Origin of the sequence: Curtobacterium sp. 9128, from assembly GCF_900086645.1 — a bacterium.
GTDB lineage: Bacteria > Actinomycetota > Actinomycetes > Actinomycetales > Microbacteriaceae > Curtobacterium.
This window is the reverse complement of sequence record NZ_LT576451.1, coordinates 2,854,147-2,871,972: the sequence shown is the minus strand read 5'-3', so window position 1 is coordinate 2,871,972 and position 17,826 is coordinate 2,854,147. Positions and strand designations below refer to the sequence as shown.

General features: G+C 71.3%; 13 protein-coding genes. 9 read left to right on the top strand and 4 right to left on the bottom strand.

All coding sequences use genetic code 11. The features are described from left to right. The first annotated feature begins 12 nt into the window (after positions 1 to 12). From QK288_RS13720 to QK288_RS13705, 4 genes are all read left to right on the top strand, one after another. Positions 13 to 570, top strand: a complete 558-nt coding sequence (locus QK288_RS13720; protein WP_348639022.1) for a DivIVA domain-containing protein — start codon at positions 13 to 15, stop codon at positions 568 to 570. A gap of 131 nt (positions 571 to 701) precedes the next feature. After that, positions 702 to 1,658, top strand: coding sequence for a lytic transglycosylase domain-containing protein (locus tag QK288_RS13715; RefSeq protein ID WP_281264850.1), 957 nt, complete (start codon positions 702 to 704; stop codon positions 1,656 to 1,658). A gap of 15 nt (positions 1,659 to 1,673) precedes the next feature. Further along, the gene (locus QK288_RS13710; RefSeq protein WP_281264849.1) at positions 1,674 to 1,982 is read left to right on the top strand and encodes a hypothetical protein; all 309 of its coding nucleotides are present in this window, start codon (positions 1,674 to 1,676) and stop codon (positions 1,980 to 1,982) included. Beyond that, on the top strand, positions 1,979 to 2,773 hold the full coding sequence (locus QK288_RS13705; RefSeq protein WP_281264848.1) for an alpha/beta family hydrolase: 795 nt from the start codon (positions 1,979 to 1,981) through the stop codon (positions 2,771 to 2,773). Before QK288_RS13710 ends, QK288_RS13705 begins: the two co-directional genes overlap by 4 nt. 65 nt (positions 2,774 to 2,838) lie before the next feature. On the opposite strand, the gene QK288_RS13700 is transcribed toward QK288_RS13705, so the two are convergent. After that, positions 2,839 to 4,650, bottom strand: coding sequence for a hypothetical protein (locus QK288_RS13700; protein WP_281264847.1), 1,812 nt, complete (start codon positions 4,648 to 4,650; stop codon positions 2,839 to 2,841). 187 nt (positions 4,651 to 4,837) lie between these two features. Between QK288_RS13700 and QK288_RS13695 the strand changes: the two genes are divergently transcribed. Both QK288_RS13695 and QK288_RS13690 read left to right on the top strand, forming a co-directional pair. Beyond that, on the top strand, positions 4,838 to 6,580 hold the full coding sequence (locus QK288_RS13695) for a hypothetical protein (protein WP_281264846.1): 1,743 nt from the start codon (positions 4,838 to 4,840) through the stop codon (positions 6,578 to 6,580). After that, positions 6,577 to 7,566 (top strand): tetratricopeptide repeat protein, encoded by a 990-nt coding sequence (locus QK288_RS13690; RefSeq protein ID WP_281264845.1) that lies wholly within the window; start codon positions 6,577 to 6,579, stop codon positions 7,564 to 7,566. The genes QK288_RS13695 and QK288_RS13690 overlap by 4 nt, the downstream gene beginning before the upstream one ends. A 179-nt stretch (positions 7,567 to 7,745) precedes the next feature. Here the strand turns inward: QK288_RS13690 and glgB are convergent, their stop codons facing one another. The 3 genes from glgB to QK288_RS13675 all read right to left on the bottom strand — a co-directional run bounded on the left by glgB (position 7,746) and on the right by QK288_RS13675 (position 14,744). Beyond that, complete coding sequence (glgB, locus tag QK288_RS13685) at positions 7,746 to 10,418, bottom strand: 1,4-alpha-glucan branching protein GlgB (RefSeq protein WP_281264844.1); 2,673 nt, start codon at positions 10,416 to 10,418, stop codon at positions 7,746 to 7,748. Then, positions 10,415 to 12,415 (bottom strand): maltotransferase domain-containing protein, encoded by a 2,001-nt coding sequence (locus tag QK288_RS13680; RefSeq protein WP_281264843.1) that lies wholly within the window; start codon positions 12,413 to 12,415, stop codon positions 10,415 to 10,417. Before QK288_RS13680 ends, glgB begins: the two co-directional genes overlap by 4 nt. Positions 12,416 to 12,716: 301 nt before the next feature. Continuing rightward, positions 12,717 to 14,744 (bottom strand): glycogen debranching enzyme, encoded by a 2,028-nt coding sequence (locus QK288_RS13675; RefSeq protein ID WP_281264842.1) that lies wholly within the window; start codon positions 14,742 to 14,744, stop codon positions 12,717 to 12,719. Between the two features lie 59 nt (positions 14,745 to 14,803). On the opposite strand from QK288_RS13675, the gene QK288_RS13670 reads away from it, so the two are divergent. From QK288_RS13670 to QK288_RS13660, 3 genes are all read left to right on the top strand, one after another. Next, the gene (locus QK288_RS13670; RefSeq protein WP_281264841.1) at positions 14,804 to 15,967 is read left to right on the top strand and encodes a cysteine desulfurase family protein; all 1,164 of its coding nucleotides are present in this window, start codon (positions 14,804 to 14,806) and stop codon (positions 15,965 to 15,967) included. 45 nt (positions 15,968 to 16,012) lie between these two features. Further along, the gene (locus QK288_RS13665; protein ID WP_281264840.1) at positions 16,013 to 16,447 is read left to right on the top strand and encodes a 2'-5' RNA ligase family protein; all 435 of its coding nucleotides are present in this window, start codon (positions 16,013 to 16,015) and stop codon (positions 16,445 to 16,447) included. Between the two features lie 182 nt (positions 16,448 to 16,629). Then, positions 16,630 to 17,793 (top strand): MFS transporter, encoded by a 1,164-nt coding sequence (locus QK288_RS13660; RefSeq protein ID WP_281264839.1) that lies wholly within the window; start codon positions 16,630 to 16,632, stop codon positions 17,791 to 17,793. The last annotated feature ends 33 nt before the right edge of the window (positions 17,794 to 17,826 follow it).

The window sequence follows — 17,826 nt, the reverse complement described above, 5'->3', positions numbered from 1 at the left end:
GGGACTGGCAGAATGACGCCCGTGCCCACGACGTTCCCGACAGCCCCCCGCTCGGTCCTCGGCTACGACATCGACGAAGTCGAGCGTTTCCTCGAGGACGCGCGTCGCGCCTACACGGCGAACGACAGCGCACCAGGCATCGAGGCGGCGAAGATCCGCGCGACGGCCTTCTCGATGAAGAAGGGCGGGTACTCGACGCAGCACGTGGACGCCGCGCTCGAACGACTCGAGGACGCGTTCGCCTCCCGCGAGCGTGAGCGCGAGATCGCCGACGTCGGGCAGAAGACCTGGTACGCCGAGGCCCGCACGAAGGCATCCGACGTCGTCGAGCGGCTGGACCGCCCGGACGGGCAGCGCTTCCACCGCGTGAACGTCCTGTCGACCGGCTACCACCCGAAAGACGTCGATGCCTTCGCGAAGCGCCTCGGCGGGTACTTCCGAGAGGGCAAGCCGCTCAGCCTCACCGAGGTGCGGTCGATCGTGTTCCGCCCGAAGCACGGCGGCTACCGCGAGGCCCAGGTCGACGCGCTGCTCGACGCGGTCGTCGAGGTCATGCTCGCCGTCCGGTAGCCGAAGGCCGACGCGCGGGGAACAGGTGCTTCGCTTTCCGTGATCGTTCCGTTATCCTGGTCGGACTCATGGGCAGGCACACGGCAGACATTCGATCCGACCGCGCAACCCGGCAGCAGCAGGACCACCCCGTGGTCAGCGAACGCCGCGCGGCACTGAACCGAATCCGCACCGCGGAGACTCCGGTTCCACTGGCGAACCCGGCAGCAGTGAACCGGGCCACGGCGAACCCGGCGGCAGCGGCCGCGGTCACCCAGCCGGTGATCGCTCCCAAGTCCGTGGCGGACAACCGCGTCAGCGATGCCACACAGGCCGTCGCGCACGCAGAGGCAGTTCCGTCCACGCCGTCGGATCCGCGCATCGTCAAGCAGCGGCGCGCCACGACCGCGCAGCGCCGCCCAGGGCTCGCACTGTCGTCGTCGACGGCCAAGACCGCCGACACGACGCTCAACGGCTTCATGCGCCGTCGCTCGACGATCCCCGCGCTGTCCTTCTTCGCCGTGGCGTTCCTCGCCGGCGGCTCGCTCTTCAACCCGCTGCAGGCCGACGTCGCCCAGGCTGCGGTCTCGACGCCCGTGCTGACGAAGGCCCCGGCCCCGCAGGTCTACACGGCCCACGGCACGTACGGCTCGTTCGAGGTCTCCCGTGACGGCTACGAAGTCACGAAGCCCGCGCCGAAGGTCGTCACCCCGCCGGTGACCGAGACCGACGACACGGCTGCGACGTCGACCGCGAAGAAGGCCGTCACCCCGTCGAACAGCATCGCCGCCGTCGCCGCGACCCCTGACCCGGGCAGCGCGCAGGCCATCGCGCTCGAGCTCGTCTCCGCCCGCGGGTGGGGCACCGACCAGTACAACTGCCTCGTCTCCCTCTGGAACAAGGAGTCGGGCTGGCGCGTCAACGCGTACAACCCGAGCGGTGCCTACGGCATCCCGCAGGCGCTCCCCGGCAGCAAGATGGCCTCGGCCGGCGCCGACTGGCAGACCAACCCCGCGACGCAGATCACGTGGGGACTCAACTACATCTCCGGTGTCTACGGCACGCCGTGTGGTGCGTGGGGTCACAGCCAGTCCTTCAACTGGTACTGATCGGCGGTCCCGCAGGTGCCGCGCAGCAACCGGCCGCGGCGCCCTCGGGGTGACCGTCGCCCGGACGAGGTCGAGGAGTCGGTCGGCCTCGATCGCCTGATGAGCGGGTGGAAGCGGACCGAGGTCCGTCGTGGGCGTGAGTACGCCGTCCAGCCGATCTCGGCAGCGTCCGCGCAGAAGGACTACCTCTGCCCCGGGTGCGGCCTGATCATCGAGCCCGGCGTCGCACACGTGGTGGTGTGGCGCGCCGACGGTGTCCTCGGCGACGCAGCGGACCTCGCGTCGCGTCGGCACTGGCACAACCACTGCTGGAGGACGGCATGAGCGACGCCGCGGACGCACCCGGCACCGAGGACACACACGACACCGAGGACACACACGACACCGAGGACACCGAGATCCGGTCCGGCACGGTGCTCCCAGCCGTGCGGACCGACATCGAGCTCGTCACCGATGACCACCTCACCCTCGTCGGGGAGCTCGCAGAGCCACGGGGCCGTCCGTCGCGCGGCGCGATCGTCACGCTGCACCCGCTGCCGACCGCGCACGGGTTCATGGACTCGCACGTCCTGAAGAAGGCTGCTGCCCGGTTGCCGGAGCTCGCGGACATCGCGGTGTTGCGGTTCAACTTCCGCTCGGTGACCTCTCCCCGCGGGACGTCAGAGGGCACGTTCGGCGACGGTGTCTCCGAGGGCTTCGACCTCCGAGCAGCGGTCGCCGACGTCGCCGCACGCGGCCTGCCCACCCCGTGGCTGGTCGGGTGGTCCTTCGGGACCGAGGTGATCCTCAAGCACGCGCTCGAGCACGTCGATGCCGGCACGGTCGCGGGCGTGGTCCTGCTCTCACCGCCGCTCCACCGCACGAGCGACGACGAGCTCGCACGATGGGCCGACGTCACCGTGCCGGTCGTCGCCCTGGTCCCGGAGCACGACGACTTCCTGCAGCCGGAAGCGGCCGAGCGGCGCTTCGCCGTCGCGCCGAACGTCCGCGTCGTCCCGGTGGCGGGTGCGAAGCACCTCTGGGTGGGGGAGCGGTACGTGCGCATCGTGCTGGACGCGATCGCGGACCTGGTGGTACCCGGGAGCGCGCCGCTGCCGACGCACGTCACGCACTGAGACCGACCGCCTGTCGGCGGTGACCGGACAGGAGGCCCGGTGCAGGGCCTCCAGTCCGGGCCGGTTCAGGAGTCGGTGGCGTCCGCGTCTGCCGGGGACTCGACGACGCCGGCGGCGTGCGACAGCACGCCACGGAGGTTCTCGAGGTAGCCGGCGACCGCTTCGCGCTCGGTGCGGATCGCGGCGAGGCGGTCCTCCGCCTCGGCGATCTGTGCGGCCGAGCGCTCCTCGGCCTCGGCCACGAGGCGGTGCGCACGCTCCTGTGCCTCGGCGAGGACGGTGCGGGCACGTTCCTCGGCGTCGGACGTGCTGGTGCGCTCCAGGTCGTTGGCCTCTTGCTGCAGCCGCTCGGCACGCTCGCGCGCCTCGGTCGCACGGCGCGTGGCCTCCGCGAGCTGGAGGTTCGCCTCGTCGAGGTACTTCTGCGTCTCGGTGACGGTCTCGTGGTGCTTCTGGAGGTAGTCCTGCTCGGCGTCGTCACGGCGGGCTGCGAGCTCGGACTCGAGGGTCGTCCGAGCCTCGTCGCGCTCGCGGGCGATCTCGGCCCTGACCTCGTCGCGCTCCTTCGCGAGGCCGGCACGTGCGGTGTCGATCTCCTGCCGGAGCGCGGTGCGCTCGGCTTCGAGCGCGTCCAACTCGGCACTGCGGCGCTCGGCGATCTCGGTGTCGACCTCGCCGTGCTCGCGCTCACGGCGTGCGGCGAGCTCGGCGGCGTGCTCCTGGGCGAGCCGTTCGGCGGACGCGGTGGCCTCGGCACGCTCCCGCTCGATGCGTCCGCGGTGCTCATCGGTCTCGCGCGCGATGCGGTCGGCGGTCTCCTGCACGAGCCGCTCGTTCTCGGCAGCGGTGTGCTCCTGGTCGACGCGCAGCTGTGCTCGAGCCGCTTCCAGCTCCTGCGCGAGGGCCGCGCGGGCCGACGCCAGTTCTCGATCCCACTCGGCCCGGCCGGCGGCGAGCTCCTCGTCGAGGAGTCGGCGGCGGTCGGCGAGCTCTGACTCGAGCTCGTCGCGGCGGCCGTCCACCTCGGAGGCGAGGTCGGCCCGACCCGTTGCGATCTCGAGCTCGAGCGCACGGGAACGCTCGCCGTGCTCGTGCTCCCACGCGGCCCGGCCGTCGGTGATCTCGCGCTCGAGGGCGTCGCGGCGGGTGCGCTCCTCGCGGTCGAGGTCCTCGATGCGTCGACTGTGGTCGGCCTCGAAGACGCTGCGGCGGTGTTCGGTCTCACGGTCCAGTTCGGCTGCTGCGCTCCGGGCGTCGGCGGACTCGCGCTGTGCGAGTTCCCGGAGTTCGGCGACCTCGTGCTCGACACCCGCGCGGAGTGCGTTCGTCTCCCGGATCGCGATCGAACGGGTCTCCGCGGCCTCGGTCACCGCAGCACCGCGGATCGCCGCTGACTCGTTCCGGGCGTCCTGCGTGAGCATCCCGGCTTCGGCGCGGGCCCGCTCGACGGTGTCAGCGGCCTCGGCCCGAGCGCGGGCGAGTTCGTTCGTGGCGCGGGTCCTGGCGTCCTCGAGGGTGTCGCGCGCCTCTTCCTGGGCTTCGCGGACGGTGCGCTCGGCCTCGGCACGGCTGGACGCCCGCAGGCGCTGCGCGTCGATGTCCGCCTGACTGATCAAGCGGGTGGACTGCTCCTCGGCGACCCGGAGCGTGGACTCCAGGCGCGTGCCGAGTCCGCTGTACGTCGGGGTGCCCGCTTCGTCGAGTTCCGCCTGCATGTCGGAGAGGCGGGACTGCAGGAGCCGGATCTCCTTCGCGGCCTCCGCGCGGTCGTTGTTCGACTTGATGAGCTCGCGGCGGAGGTCGTTCAGAGCGCGGTCCACGTCGTCCTTGCGGTACCCCCGCATCTCGGTCCCGAACTCTGCCTCGTCGTTCGCCACGTGTCGCTCCTGCTGGTCTTCCGGACGGCGCCGTACCGCCCGCGCGTCGAGTGTAGTGGTGCGGCACGGACCCCGTCTGAGCCGGTGGACAGCGAGCAGGGATGCGCTCTCCAGCCTCTCTCGCGTATCCTGGGCCGTTGATTCGCGCGCCGATTCCCCCCACCCCGGCGCGGAGGGAGAGAGATCCGTGCGATTCGTCCTGGCGATCGTCAGTTTCGTGATCGGGCTGCTGCTCGTCGGTCTGGGCGTCGCCCAACGCACCGTCTTCGCGCCACCGTCCTCCACCGTGGCGCAGGCGTCGTCGATGACCACGGCGCCCGTCACCGTCATCCCCGGCTCCACGCTCAACGCGAACCCGGGCTACCAGCGCATCAACGTCGCCGGCTCGGGGACCGTCTTCGCCGCCTACGGCAAGACCTCCGACGTCGACGCGTGGGTGGGCGACGCCAAGCACAACACGCTCCGCTACGACGCGGAGGGCGAGCGTCTCGTCGCGAGGACGACGGGCAGCGACGACTCCGTTCCCGACCCGAAGGGCAGCGACCTCTGGTACCAGGAGTACGACGGCGCCGGGCAGTTCACCGTGCGCCTGCCGCAGGACGTCTCGGTGGTCCTCGTCGGCGACGGCAAGTCCGCCGCTCCCTCCGACGTCTCCGTGACCTGGCCGCGTGACACCGCGACCCCGTCGGTCGGGCCGCTCATGGTGGCCGGTGGCGTGTTCGTGCTCGGCGGGATCGTCCTGCTCGTCTGGGCGTTCCTCCACCAGCGGCGTTCCCGTGGTCCGCGGCGTCGCAGCGGTGGGACCCGGCCGCCGCGCGTGCGCGCCTCGCGTCGCGCCGCGGCAGCAGGGGCCCAGGTCCCGGCTCGCTCGCGCCGGGGGCGCCGCTCGATGATCGCTGTGCCGGTCGTGCTCGTCGGCACGCTCGCGCTCGCGGGGTGCTCCTCGGAGTACTGGCCGCAGGGCGGTGGAGACGCCACGGCGACCGCCACCCCGACGGCGTCGGCCACCGGTGCCGCCGAACAGGCCGAGCCGACCGCCGCGACTCGGCAGCAGATCAACCGGATCGTCGGACGGATCGCAGAGGTCGCGACGAAGGCCGACGCCGACAAGGACGCCGATCTCGCCGCGACCCGGTTCACCGGACCGGCGCTCGAGCTCCGCAAGGCCAACTACCAGATCCGCGACAAGGACCAGGACGTGCAGGCCCCGCCGGCGATCTCGGCCGCGGACATCTCGGTGTCGCTCCCGCAGCAGACCGACACGTGGCCGCGCACGGTGTTCGTGGTCGCCTCCGACCCGGACGACCAGAAGACGGCGCCGCAGGCCCTGACGCTCGTGCAGGAGTCCGCGCGCGACGACTACAAGGTCGCGTACGACGTGTCGCTCGAAGCCGACGCCAAGCTCCCGTCGGTCGCCCCGGTCTCGATCGGCACCGCACAGCTCGCGTCCGACTCGAAGCTCCTCGCGCTCGCCCCGGACGCGGTGGGGCCCGCGTACGGCGACATCCTCTCGAAGGACGCGGACAGCAAGTACGCCGACCTCTTCCAGGCGGACGGTGACGACCTGCGCGGCAAGATCGGCAAGGACTACAAGGACAAGAAGTCCGCGTCCCTGCCGGACACCGCGAAGATCGAGTACTCGTCCGAGTCCCCGGACGGCTCCGCCATCGCCCTGGCGACGAACGGGGCAGGTGCGCTCGTGTCCGTCAACCTGAACGAGATCGAGAAGGTCACCCCGACCGCCGACGGCGCCGAGGTCAACACCGAGGGCGCGGTGAAGGCCCTGTCCGGGGTCGACTCCAGCAAGAAGGGCATCAGCGCCACGTACGGCGTCCAGCTGCTCTTCTCCGTGCCGGCCGTCGGGTCGGACGACAAGATAGTCCTGCTCGGGTTCACGCAGGGCCTGACCGCAGCGAGTGAGGTGCAATGACGAACGTCCCCCCGACCCCGTCCGGACTCCGCGGAGCCGTCGACCTGTCATCCCTGGTCGAGCGTGCCCAACGTCCGGCAGCCCAACAGGCAGCCCCGGCCGCACCAGGGACCGGCTCCGAGACCGGTGCGGACCTGACCGTCCCGTCGCTCGTCATCGACGTCACCGACGACACGTTCCAGGACGTCCTGCAGCTGTCCACGATCGTCCCGGTGATCGTCGACATCTGGGCCGAGTGGTGCGGGCCGTGCAAGCAGCTCTCGCCCATCCTCGAGCAGCTCACCGAGGAGTACGCCGGACGCGTCGTCCTGGCCAAGGTGGACGCCGACACGAACCCGCAGCTCGTGCAGGCGTTCCAGGCGCAGTCGATCCCGACCGTGGCCGCGGTCATCGGCGGGCGCCCGCTCGGGCTCTTCGTCGGCGCGCTCCCGGAGGCCCAGGTCCGCGACGTCTACGAGCAGGTGCTCCAGGCCGCCGAGCAGAACGGCGTCTCCGGTCGCGTGACGGTCGACGGCGCCGGCACCGACACCGAGCCGGTCGAACAGGGCGAGCCCGAGCCGGAGCCGGAGCCGCTGCCGCCGCACCACCAGGCGGCGTACGACGCGATCGAGCAGGGCGACTACGCCACCGCGATTCAGGAGTACAAGACCGCGATCGCGCAGGACCCGCACGACCAGATGGCCGTCGCCGGGCTCGCGCAGGTGTCGCTCCTCGACCGGTTGAACGGCCGGACGGCGGACGAGATCCGGTCAGCGGCGGGCGAGGGGCCGTCCGACGTGGGCGCGCAGCTCGCCGTCGCCGACCTCGACATCAGCGGCGGCCACGTCGAGGATGCCTTCGGGCGCCTGCTCGACCTGGTGCCGACGGTGTTCGGCAGCGACCGTGAGTCCCTGCGTGTCCGGCTCGTCGAGTACTTCGAGCTCATCGGCGCGGAAGACCCCCGCGTCATCGCGGCGCGTCGGCGCCTGGCGAGCGCGCTGTACTAGTCGCGGGGCGCCGCGCGGGGCGCCGCCGAGTTGCCGAGACGCCGCGGAGTTGCCGAGACGCCGCCGATTTCGGCGGCGTCTCGACGTTGGGGCGGCGTTCCGGCGTTCCGGGCGTGCCACGACGACGGACGGGAGGCCCGGTGCCAGCTGGCACCGGGCCTCCCGTCCGTTCGTGTGGGTCAGCGGGTCAGCTTCAGCCAGACCGCCCCGAGCGGCGGCACCACGAGGTGCGCCGACGCCGGGCGCCCTGCCCACGGGGTGTCCTCCGCGGTGACGACGCCGAGGTTCCCGACACCCGAGCCGCCGTACTCGGCTGCGTCGGTGTTGAGGACCTCCTGCCACTGCCCGGCGGCCGGGAGCCCGAAGCGACGCTCGACGGGCACGCCCGAGAAGTTCACGAACACCGCCAGCCGCTCGTCGCCGGTCTTCCGCAGGAACCCGATCGTGGAGTGCGGGGCGTCGCCGCCCTCGATCCACTCGAAGCCCTCGGACGTGGCGTCGTGCGTCCACAGCGCCGGGGTGTCCTTGTACACGCGGTTGAGCGCCGCGACGAGGTCCTGCACCCCTCGGTGGCCAGGGTCGTCGAGAAGCCACCAGTCGAGCCCGCGTTCCTCGGACCACTCGGACGACTGCGCGAACTCCTGGCCCATGAACAGCAGCTGCTTGCCGGGGTGCGCCCACATGAACGCCAGGTAGGCGCGGACGTTCGCGAGCTTCTGCCACTCGTCCCCAGGCATCTTGCCGTACAGCGATCCCTTGCCGTGCACGACCTCGTCGTGGCTGATCGGCAGGGTGAACTGCTCACTGAACGCGTACACGAACGAGAACGTCAGCTCGTCGTGGTGGTAGCTGCGGTACACCGGTTCGCGCTGCACGTACTCGAGCGAGTCGTGCATCCATCCCATGTTCCACTTCTGGCCGAAGCCGAGACCGCCGGCGTCCGTCGGCTGTGTCACGCCGGGCCACGAGGTGCTCTCCTCGGCGATCATCACGATGCCCGGGTAGCGCTTGTACGCGGTGGCGTTCGTCTCCTGCAGGAACGAGATCGCCTCGAGGTTCTCGCGGCCGCCGTGGATGTTCGGCAGCCAGTCCGTCCGGGAGTAGTCGAGGTAGAGGATCGATGCGACGGCGTCGACCCGGAGGCCGTCGATGTGGAACTCCTCGAGCCAGTACAGCGCGTTCGCGACGAGGAAGTTGCGGACCTGCGGCTGCCCGAAGTCGAACACGTAGGTGCCCCAGTCGAGCTGTTCGCCGCGGCGGGGGTCCGGGTGCTCGAAGAGCGCGTGGCCGTCGAACTTGCCGAGCGCCCACTCGTCCTTCGGGAAGTGCCCTGGGACCCAGTCCATGATCACGCCGATGCCCGCGGAGTGCAGCCGGTCGATGAGGTAGCGGAGGTCGTCGGGTGAACCGAACCGCGAGGTCGCCGCGTAGTACCCGGTGACCTGGTAGCCCCACGAGCCGCCGAAGGGGTGTTCCGCGAGCGGCAGGAACTCGATGTGCGTGAACCCGAGGAATTGCACGTGGCCGATGAGCTGGTCGGCAACTTCGCGGTAGCTCAGCCCGGGGCGCCACGAGCCGAGGTGCACCTCGTAGACGCTCATCGGACGGTCGTGCGTGGTCGTCTTGGCACGGTGTTCCATCCATGCCCGGTCGCCGTCGGACCACTCGTAGTCGGAGGTCGTGATGACGGACGCGGTCAGCGGTGGGACCTCGGTGCGCCGCGCGAACGGGTCGGCACGCTCCACCCACCCGCTGTCGGTGAGGATCTGGAACTTGTACCGCTGTCCCTCGACGGCGCCCGGCCAGAACAGTTCCCAGACGCCGAGGTCGCTCAGGCGCCGCATCGCGGTCGTGCGCCCTTCCCAGCCCTCGAAGTCGCCGATCACCCGCACGGCGGTGGCCCGCGGTGCCCAGACCGAGAACGCGACGCCATCGACCCCGTCCATCGTGCGGACGTGTGCGCCGAGGTGCTGCCAGAGCTGCTCGTCGCGGCCCTCACCGAACAGGTGCAGGTCGAGCTCGCCGAGCGTCGGCGGGAACCGGTACGCGTCGTCGGTCGTCCAGGTGGTGTCGTCGGTGTCGGTGCTCTCGTCGTAGTCGTAGTCGGCCTCGACCCGGTAGCGCCCGAGCGGTTCGGCGGTGGCGCCGGCCCAGAGTCCGTCGCCCTCGTGCGTCAGCTCGATGTCGTCGCCCTCGAGTCGCACGAGCCGGACCGCGCGGGCGAGGTGTCGGACGACACGGACGCTCGTCCCGCCGTCGACGGGGTGCGGGCCGAGGACGTCGTGCGGCTGGGACCAGCGGCCCTCGGCGACGGCGGTTCGCAGCCACTCCTCGACGGGGGCGGGGTGCGGCTCGGCCGCGGCGTCGGCCACCGGGCTGGAGGCTCGGCTCGGCTCGGGCGCGTCCGTCCCGTCCGCTCCGGCTTGCGACACCGCATCGGGCAGGGTCTCTGCCACGCTCGAGGCAGCCGGATCCGGGACCGCTCCCGCGGTGACGTGGCGCGGGTGCGCGGAGTCGGCCGCGTGCCCGGACAGCGTCGACGATTCCTGCACACCGCGGTCGGGTGCCTCGCGTCGCGGGAGTCGGGCACCCGGCATGTCCTCGCCGGGTGCGGAGCTCCGCGGCTCGTATCGCGGCGACTCGAAGCGAGCGGAGGGCGGCGTCGGAACAGGGATCGGCTCCGGCACCGTCGGGGGATCGACGTGCTTCGCCGGATGCGTCGGCCGCGGGGTGTCCTCGGGCATCAGACGGGGGAGCACGGGCGGGGGCGGCGGCTGGACCGGCGGCACGCTCGGCCCCTGCCCACGGTCCTGACCGGTGCTGCGGTCTGGCTGTTGGGGGTCGGTGGTCATCGGTGCGGTCCTTCCACGACGAGCAGGTGTACGGGTTCCTGGAACGCGTCCAGGCGGACGTAGTTGGACGAGCCCCAGACCCAGCGCTGGCCGGTGACGACGTCGCGGACGTCGAAGGACTGCTCGGGGTCGAGGCCGAGGGCGGCGAGGTCGAGGTGCACGGTCGTCTCGCGGGCCGAGTGCGGGTCCACGTTGGCGACCACGATCACGGTGTCGTCGCGGCCGGACCGGATGAACCGACCGGGCAGGTGCTTGGAGTAGACGACGATCGCGTCGTCCTCGGCATCGTGCACGTGCAGGTTCCGGAGCTGCCGGAGCGCCGGGTGCGCCGAGCGGAACCGGTTGAGCATCGTCACGTACGGCGCCAGGCTCGCGCCCTCTGCCTCGGCCAGGGCGAAGTCGCGCGGCTTGTACTCGTACTTCTCGTTGTCGATGTTCTCCTCGGAGCCCGGACGTGCGACGTCCTCGAAGAGCTCGTAGCCGGAGTACATGCCCCACGTCGGAGCCCCGGTCGCGGCGAGCGCAGCGCGGACCTTGTAGCCGGCGCGGCCGCCGAACTGCAGGTACTCGGTGAGGATGTCCGGCGTGTTCACGAACAGGTTCGGACGCAGGTACGTGCTCGTCTCGTGGGCGAGCTCGTCGAAGTAGTCCGCGATCTCGTCCTTCGTGTTCCGCCACGTGAAGTACGTGTACGACTGCTGGAAGCCGGCTTCGGCGAGCGCCCGCATCATCGCCGGACGCGTGAACGCCTCGGCGAGGAACACCGTCTCCGGGTGCTCGTCGCGGATCTCCCTGATGACGCGCTCCCAGAACCACAGCGGCTTGGTGTGCGGGTTGTCGACGCGGAAGATCCGGATCCCGAACGCGATCCAGTGTCGGAGCACCCGTTCCACCTCGGCGACGAGTCCTTCGGGATCGGTGTCGAACTGGATCGGGTAGATGTCCTGGTAGCGCTTCGGCGGGTTCTCCGCCGTGGCGATCGAGCCGTCGGCGCGGACCGTGAACCACTCCGGGTGTTCGGTCACCCACGGGTGGTCGGGGGAGCACTGCAGTGCGAAGTCGAGCGCCACTTCCATCCCGGTGTTCTTCGCCGTCTCGACGAAGTCGCGGAAGTCGTCTTCCGTCCCGAGGTCGGGGTGGATCGCGTCGTGCCCGCCGTCTTCGGAGCCGATCGCCCAAGGGCTGCCCGGGTCGTTCGGGCCGGCGTCGAGGGTGTTGTTCGGGCCCTTCCTGGCGGTGTGCCCGATCGGATGGATCGGCGGGAGGTAGACGACGTCGAAGCCCATCCGAGCGACGCCGGGGAGCCGACGGGCCGCTGTGCGGAAGTCGCCGCTCTTCCAGGAGCCGTCCGGGTTGCGCTTGGCGCCTTCGCTCCTGGGGAAGAACTCGTACCAGGCACCGACACCGGCCCGCGTCCGCTCGACGTCGAGCAACTGCACGGGGGAGTGCGTCCGGAGCGATGTGAGGGGCGCCTCGGCGACTTCGCCGGTGATGCGTGGGTCGTCGACCGCTGCGAGCCGTTCGGCGGGGTCGAGGTCCTCGTCGCGGACGCGTTCAGCGGCGCGAGCAGCGGCGGGGGAGTCGGTCTCGGCGGCGAGCCGATCGAGCAGTGCTGCACCGTCGAGCAGCGTCGCTTCGGTGTCGACGCCCGCCGCGATCTTCAGCCGTGCACCGTGCAGCCAGGTCTCCCAGTCGTCGGAGTAGGCCTCGACGTGCCAGGCCCACACGCCGGTGTGGTTGACCTGCACCGTCGCTTCGTACCGGTCGGTCCCCGGTGCGACGAGGGTCAACGGGACGGTCCTGGTCCCCCCGTCGGGGCGCTCCACGACGAGGTCGGCGCCGATGACGCCGTGTCCTTCTCGGAAGATTGTCGCTCCGAAGGTGATCACCTCGCCGTCGAATGCCTTGCCCGGGAAGCCGTTCGGCGTCGTCGGGGCGAGATCGGTGATCGGGATGCGCCCGATCTTCGGACGCCGGGGTCGGTCTGCGGTGGCCACGGAACCGACGCTACCCGGCGGCGCCCTCCGTGTTCACCGGAACCCGGAGACTGTGGAGAACACGTCGCTGCCGATCGACGGACGGGAGGCTCGTGGCGGCCCGGCACCGAGCCTCCCGTCCGCCGTCCGCGCACGTTCCTGCCCATAACGGTCGGGATCGAAAGCTGAATCGCGCGTAGGTGGTCGGGAGTTCCGACTTCCTACGCGCGATTCGACTTCCTACGCGCGATTCGACTTCCTACGCGCGATTCGACCATCCACCGGGGCGGGCGGGCGGACGCCAGCGGCCAGCGGCTGCCCGTCAGACGATCTCGAACACGTGGATGCCCGGGCCGTAGGCGGTGAAGACCGTGCCTGCCGGACGATGCCGGTCGTGGTCACGGTGCTTCTCGCTCGACCACGCCAGGCGGTAGGCGAGCACGTCGTCCCGCACCGGCAGCGTCAGATCGCGCGTCCGCCCGCTGCCGTGCACCACGACGAGCACCCGGTCGTAGGGCTCGTGCTCCGGCGTCGACTCGACGAAGTACTGCAGCGCACGGTGGATCGGCTGGTCCCACCACTCGCCGGTCATCGGTCCGCCGTCGGGGCCGTACCACGTCATCCGCGACGCCGACGGCGTGACCTGCCCGTCGACGCCGTACCGCGACGGTCGGAGCGCCGGGTGGGCGGCCCGGAGCGCCGTCAGCGCGGCGACCGTCTCGGTCATCGACTCGGCGTCCTCGTCCGTCGACCAGTCCACCGGTGTCAGGTCGTCGGACACCACGTACGCGTTGTTGTTGCCGTGCTGCGTCCGGCTCCGCTCGTCACCGGCGGTCAGCATGGGCACGCCGGCGGAGAGCAGGAGCGTGCCGAGCAGGTTCCGCATCGAACGACCCCTGGCTGCCCGGACGCCGCGGTCCTCGGTCGGCCCCTCCACCCCGTGGTTGAACGAACGGTTGTCGTTCGTCCCGTCGCGGTCGTCCTCGCCGTTCGCTGCGTTGTGCTTGTGGTCGTGGGCCGTCAGGTCGTGGAGCGTGAAGCCGTCGTGCGCGGTGACGAAGTTGATGCCGGCGAGTGGCCCCCGTGGCACGCCGAAGAGGCTCCGCGAACCGGTCAGGGCCCCTGCGAGCGGACCGATCCCGGCACCGGGCACCCCCGTGCGCCGCTCCTGCGCCACATCGGTCAGCCAGAACTGCCGGACGGTGTTCCGGAACCCGTCGTTCCACTCGCTCACACGCTCACCGAAGTGCCCCGTCCGCCAGCCGTCCGGCCCGACGTCCCAGGGCTCGGCGATGACGAGCACGTCCTGCAGGTCCTCGTGGTGACGGATGCGCTCCAGCAGGGGGTGGTCAGGGTCGAACACGTGGTCGGCGTCGCGGGCGAGGGCGGCCATCAGGTCGAAGCGGAACCCGTCGACCTGCATCTCGCGCGCCCAGTACCGCAGGCTGTCGACGACGAGGTCGGCGGTGGCCTCCACCGAGGTGTCGAGCGTGTTCCCGCAGCCGGTGGTGTCGTAGTACGTGTCGTCGGCGGCCCAGCGGTACCGGTTCGCGCCGTCGATGCCACGGAGCGACGATGTCGGGCCGCCGAGGCCCTCTTCGGCGGTGTGGTTGTAGACCACGTCCAGGACGACCTGGATGCCGGCCTCGTGCAGGAGCCTGACCATGCCCTTGAACTCGCGGAGCACCCCGTCAGCGCCCTGCTCGCGCGCAGGGGCCGAGGCGTACCCCGCGTGCGGCGCGAAGAACCCGAGGGTGTTGTAGCCCCACGCGTTCTCGCGGCCGGCCTCCTGCAGCCAGTGCTCGGTGTCGAACGCCTGCACCGGGAGGAGCTCCAGCGTCGTCACGCCGATGCGGTGCAGGTGCGCGATGGTGCTCTCGTGCGCGACGCCGGCGTACGTTCCGCGGAGGTGCTCCGGCACGGCGAGGTTCTCGCTCGTCAGCGTCCTGACGTTCGCCTCGTAGACGACGACGCGGTCGAGCGGCACCTCGGGCTTGCCGACGTCGCCCCAGTCGAAGGACCCGTCCACGACGACGCTCGACCAGCGGCGCTCGCCGTCGGTCCGCACGATGCCGCGCGCGTACGGGTCGAGCAGCGCCCGCGTGCCGTCGAACTCGTGCCGCGGTCCCTCGGGCCCGTCGACGAGCAGGTGGTACGTGTCACCGACCTGGACGCCGTCGACGCTCCCGGTCCACAGGTCGGTGCCGTCGACCCGCTCCAGGGCGACCGATCCGCGGCCGTCGACGACGAGCGTCGCCGAGGTCGCCGATGCCGACCGCATGCAGAAGCGCGCGGTGCCGTCGGGGCCCAGGAGGAGCCCCTGGGGTGTCTCGATCGCGGTCTCGTGCACCCGACAAGGGTACGAGGACCGGCGGGTATCCTGAAAACGCTCGAAAAGGGGGTACCTGCGTGCCGGTCTACCTCGACCACGCTGCGACGACACCGATCCTGCCGGAGGCGCTCACCGCCTTCACGGACGCGCTCGCGACCGTCGGCAACCCGTCGTCGATCCACAGCGCCGGCCAGCGCGCCAAGATGCTGCTCGAGGACGGCCGGGCGCGCGTCGCTGCGTCCCTCGACGCCGAACCGGTGGAGGTCGTCTTCACCTCCGGCGGGACCGAGAGCATCAACCTCGCGATCAAGGGCCTCTACTGGGCCAGGCAGCAGGACCGGCCGCGGCCCCGCATCGTGGTCGCCGCGGGGGAGCACCACGCGACCGTCGACACGGTCGACTGGCTCGAACGCCACGACGGAGCGGTCGTCGACGTGGTCCCGTTGGACGTGGACGGTCGCCTGGACCTCGCCGGACTGGAGGCACGGCTCGCCTCCGCCGACGACGTCGCCCTGGTCACGTTCCTCTGGGCCAACAACGAGGTCGGCACCATCCAGCCGGTCACCTCGATCGTCGCGCTGGCGCACGCCGCCGGCGTCCCCGTGCACTCCGACGCCGTCGCCGCCTACGGGCAGGTCCCCGTCTCCTTCCGAGCGTCCGGGGTGGACGCCCTGAGCGTCTCCGCGCACAAGATCGGCGGGCCCGTCGGCATCGGTGCGCTCGTCCTCGGGCGGACCGCGACCGTCGAGCCGCTCATCCACGGTGGAGGACAGCAGCGGCAGGTCCGCAGCGGGACGCAGGACGCCCCGGCGGCGATCGCGTTCGGTGTCGCCGCGTCCGCACCGCACGCCGACGTCCGGGTGCTCCGTGACCGCCTGATCGCCGGCGTGCTCGAGGCCGTGCCGTCCGCCGTGCTCCGCGGCGACCCCGTCGACCGACTGCCCGGCAACGCGCACTTCACCTTCCCGGGGTGCGAGGGCGACTCGCTGCTCTTCCTGCTCGACGCTGCAGGGGTCGCCGTGTCGACCGGGTCGGCATGCCAAGCGGGCGTCCCCGAGGCGTCGCACGTGCTGCTCGCGATGGGGCTGTCGGAGGACGAGGCCCGCGGTGCGCTCCGCATCACGCTCGGACACACCTCGACCGATGCCGACGTCGACGCGTTACTCGCGGCGCTGCCCGATGCGGTGGCGCGCGCAGGTGCTGCGGGGATGGCCTCTCGGACGCCGTCGATGGGGCGGTGACGGGGCGGGATGGAACGGCTGGTCGTCGTGGGAACGCCTGAGCGCTTGCCTGCATCTGTCGACCGCGCGAACTGGCCCGTGCACGTGACCGTCCTGCCGAACTTCGTCGTCGATGGCCCTGCTGTGGCCGCCGTGACGTCGATCGTGCGCGAGGCTGCTCAGCTGCAGTCGGCGTTCGGTGTGGACCTGGGACCACCCGCGATGTTCGGCCCGCGCCGCGACATCCCCGTGCTGCTCGCCGAACACCCGGTCTTCCACGCACTGCACGGATCGTTGTCCGGATCAGTCGAGCCGCTGTCGGGCTTCCGACCCGACCATGTCGAGTTCTGGGGGACGCGGTACCGGCCCCATGCGACGATCGTGCCCGGTGCGCAGTCAGCGGGCGCTCGGCAGATCAGCATCACGAACCTCGCGGTCGCGTCCCTCGCCGGTCCCCAGGCGCGCGTCCTCGTGAACTGCCAGCTCGCCGCCCGGTCGTAGCGGCCGAACCGGAGGCACGGGGCTCGGCTCCGGCACCGGCGGCGAGTCGTCCCGCGGAGCGATCGGCTGTCGAGACGTCGACATGACCTGCCTCGTGTGCCTACCATCGGCGCAGTCGGCGACTCCGTCGACGCATGGGGAGTGTGTCTCCCGGGTGGGTGGGCTCCTCTTGTGGAGCCCACATGACCGTCGTCTACCGACGCCTGCTGGCTGACCGTCCCTTCGTGATCGGTGTCGGAGCAGTTGCCCTGTCAGCCGTCGCGCTGGGGATGATCCCGCTGTCGCTGATCCTGTCGCCCGGCGAGTCCCTCGCCACCGGGGCAGTCGCTGCCGGCGCCTTCGGGCTGGCGAACGCAGTGGGCGTCCCGGTTCAGGGGGCGGTGATGGCGCGCGTCTCGGCCCGCTGGGTCGTGAGCATCGGAGCGGGCGTCAGCAGCAGCTTCATGCTCTTGGTGGCCGCATCGCCGGGGTCGACTGCACAGCCGGCGCTCCTCGCCGGAGCCGGGGTCTCGTTCCCGGCGCTGGCGGCAGCCCTTCGAGCTTCGATCCCGCGTTCCTTCTCCGAGCCCGCGGAACGGTCTGGTGCCTACGCTCTGCTCTCGGTCGCGTTCCAAGCGGGATTCGCGACAGGACCGGTGGTGGCGGGCCTGCTCGTGGCCTCGGCGCCTCGGCAGCTGGACTTCGTGGTCGTCGCGGCGGTCATCGGGGCCGCCGGCGCCCTGCTGGCAGTGTCGATGGGGACGACCACGCCGACACCGCCTGCCCGTTCGTCACTCCCGCTGGCCGGTGCGACGCCGTTCGTTCGGATCGTCTCGATCGGTGGTCTGGTGAGTGTGGCGACGGGATCGTTGACGGTGATCGTGCCGGCCGTCGTGGAGGCGGCGGGCAGGGGCGAACTGGCAGGGCCGGTGTTGGCGTGCCTGGCACTCGGAGAAGCCGTCGGTGCCCTGCTCTTCGGTGCTCGACCAGTGCCGAGCAGTCGGCGCGCGCAGCTCCTCACCGCTCTTGCCCTGACCGCCGGCGGATACGCGACGTTGGTGATCGCTGCCGATCGGATCGTCCTCCTGGCCGCCCTGGTGTTCGTCGTCGGTGGGCTGTCGAGCCCGGTGGCGATCGTCCTGTCCGGTGCTCTCGACGTCGTCGTGCCGCCGCGTTTCATCGCGAGCGCGTACGGCGTCGTCGTCGTGGCTGCTGTCGGAGGTTCGGCACTCGGAACGAGTGTGGCGGGGCTCATCGTCGGGAGCGGGGCCGGCGTGGCTGGTGCAGCGGCCATGGCCGCTCTGGCGATCTCGATCGCAGGAGTGCTGTCGGTTCGAGGCGTCGAGCGCAGGACGACGTCCCGCTGAGTCTCCGAAGACGAGTGTCGATGCTCCAGACGA

Excerpts from the sequence above, each read along its gene's own strand:
- QK288_RS13690 (WP_281264845.1), top strand. The coding sequence starts at position 6,577 with ATGACGAACGTCCCCCCGACCCCGTCCGGACTCCGCGGAGCCGTCGAC.
- QK288_RS13660 (WP_281264839.1), top strand. The coding sequence starts at position 16,630 with ATGACCGTCGTCTACCGACGCCTGCTGGCTGACCGTCCCTTCGTGATC.
- QK288_RS13720 (WP_348639022.1), top strand. The coding sequence starts at position 13 with ATGACGCCCGTGCCCACGACGTTCCCGACAGCCCCCCGCTCGGTCCTC.
- QK288_RS13705 (WP_281264848.1), top strand. The coding sequence starts at position 1,979 with ATGAGCGACGCCGCGGACGCACCCGGCACCGAGGACACACACGACACC.
- glgB (WP_281264844.1), bottom strand. The coding sequence starts at position 10,418 with ATGACCACCGACCCCCAACAGCCAGACCGCAGCACCGGTCAGGACCGT.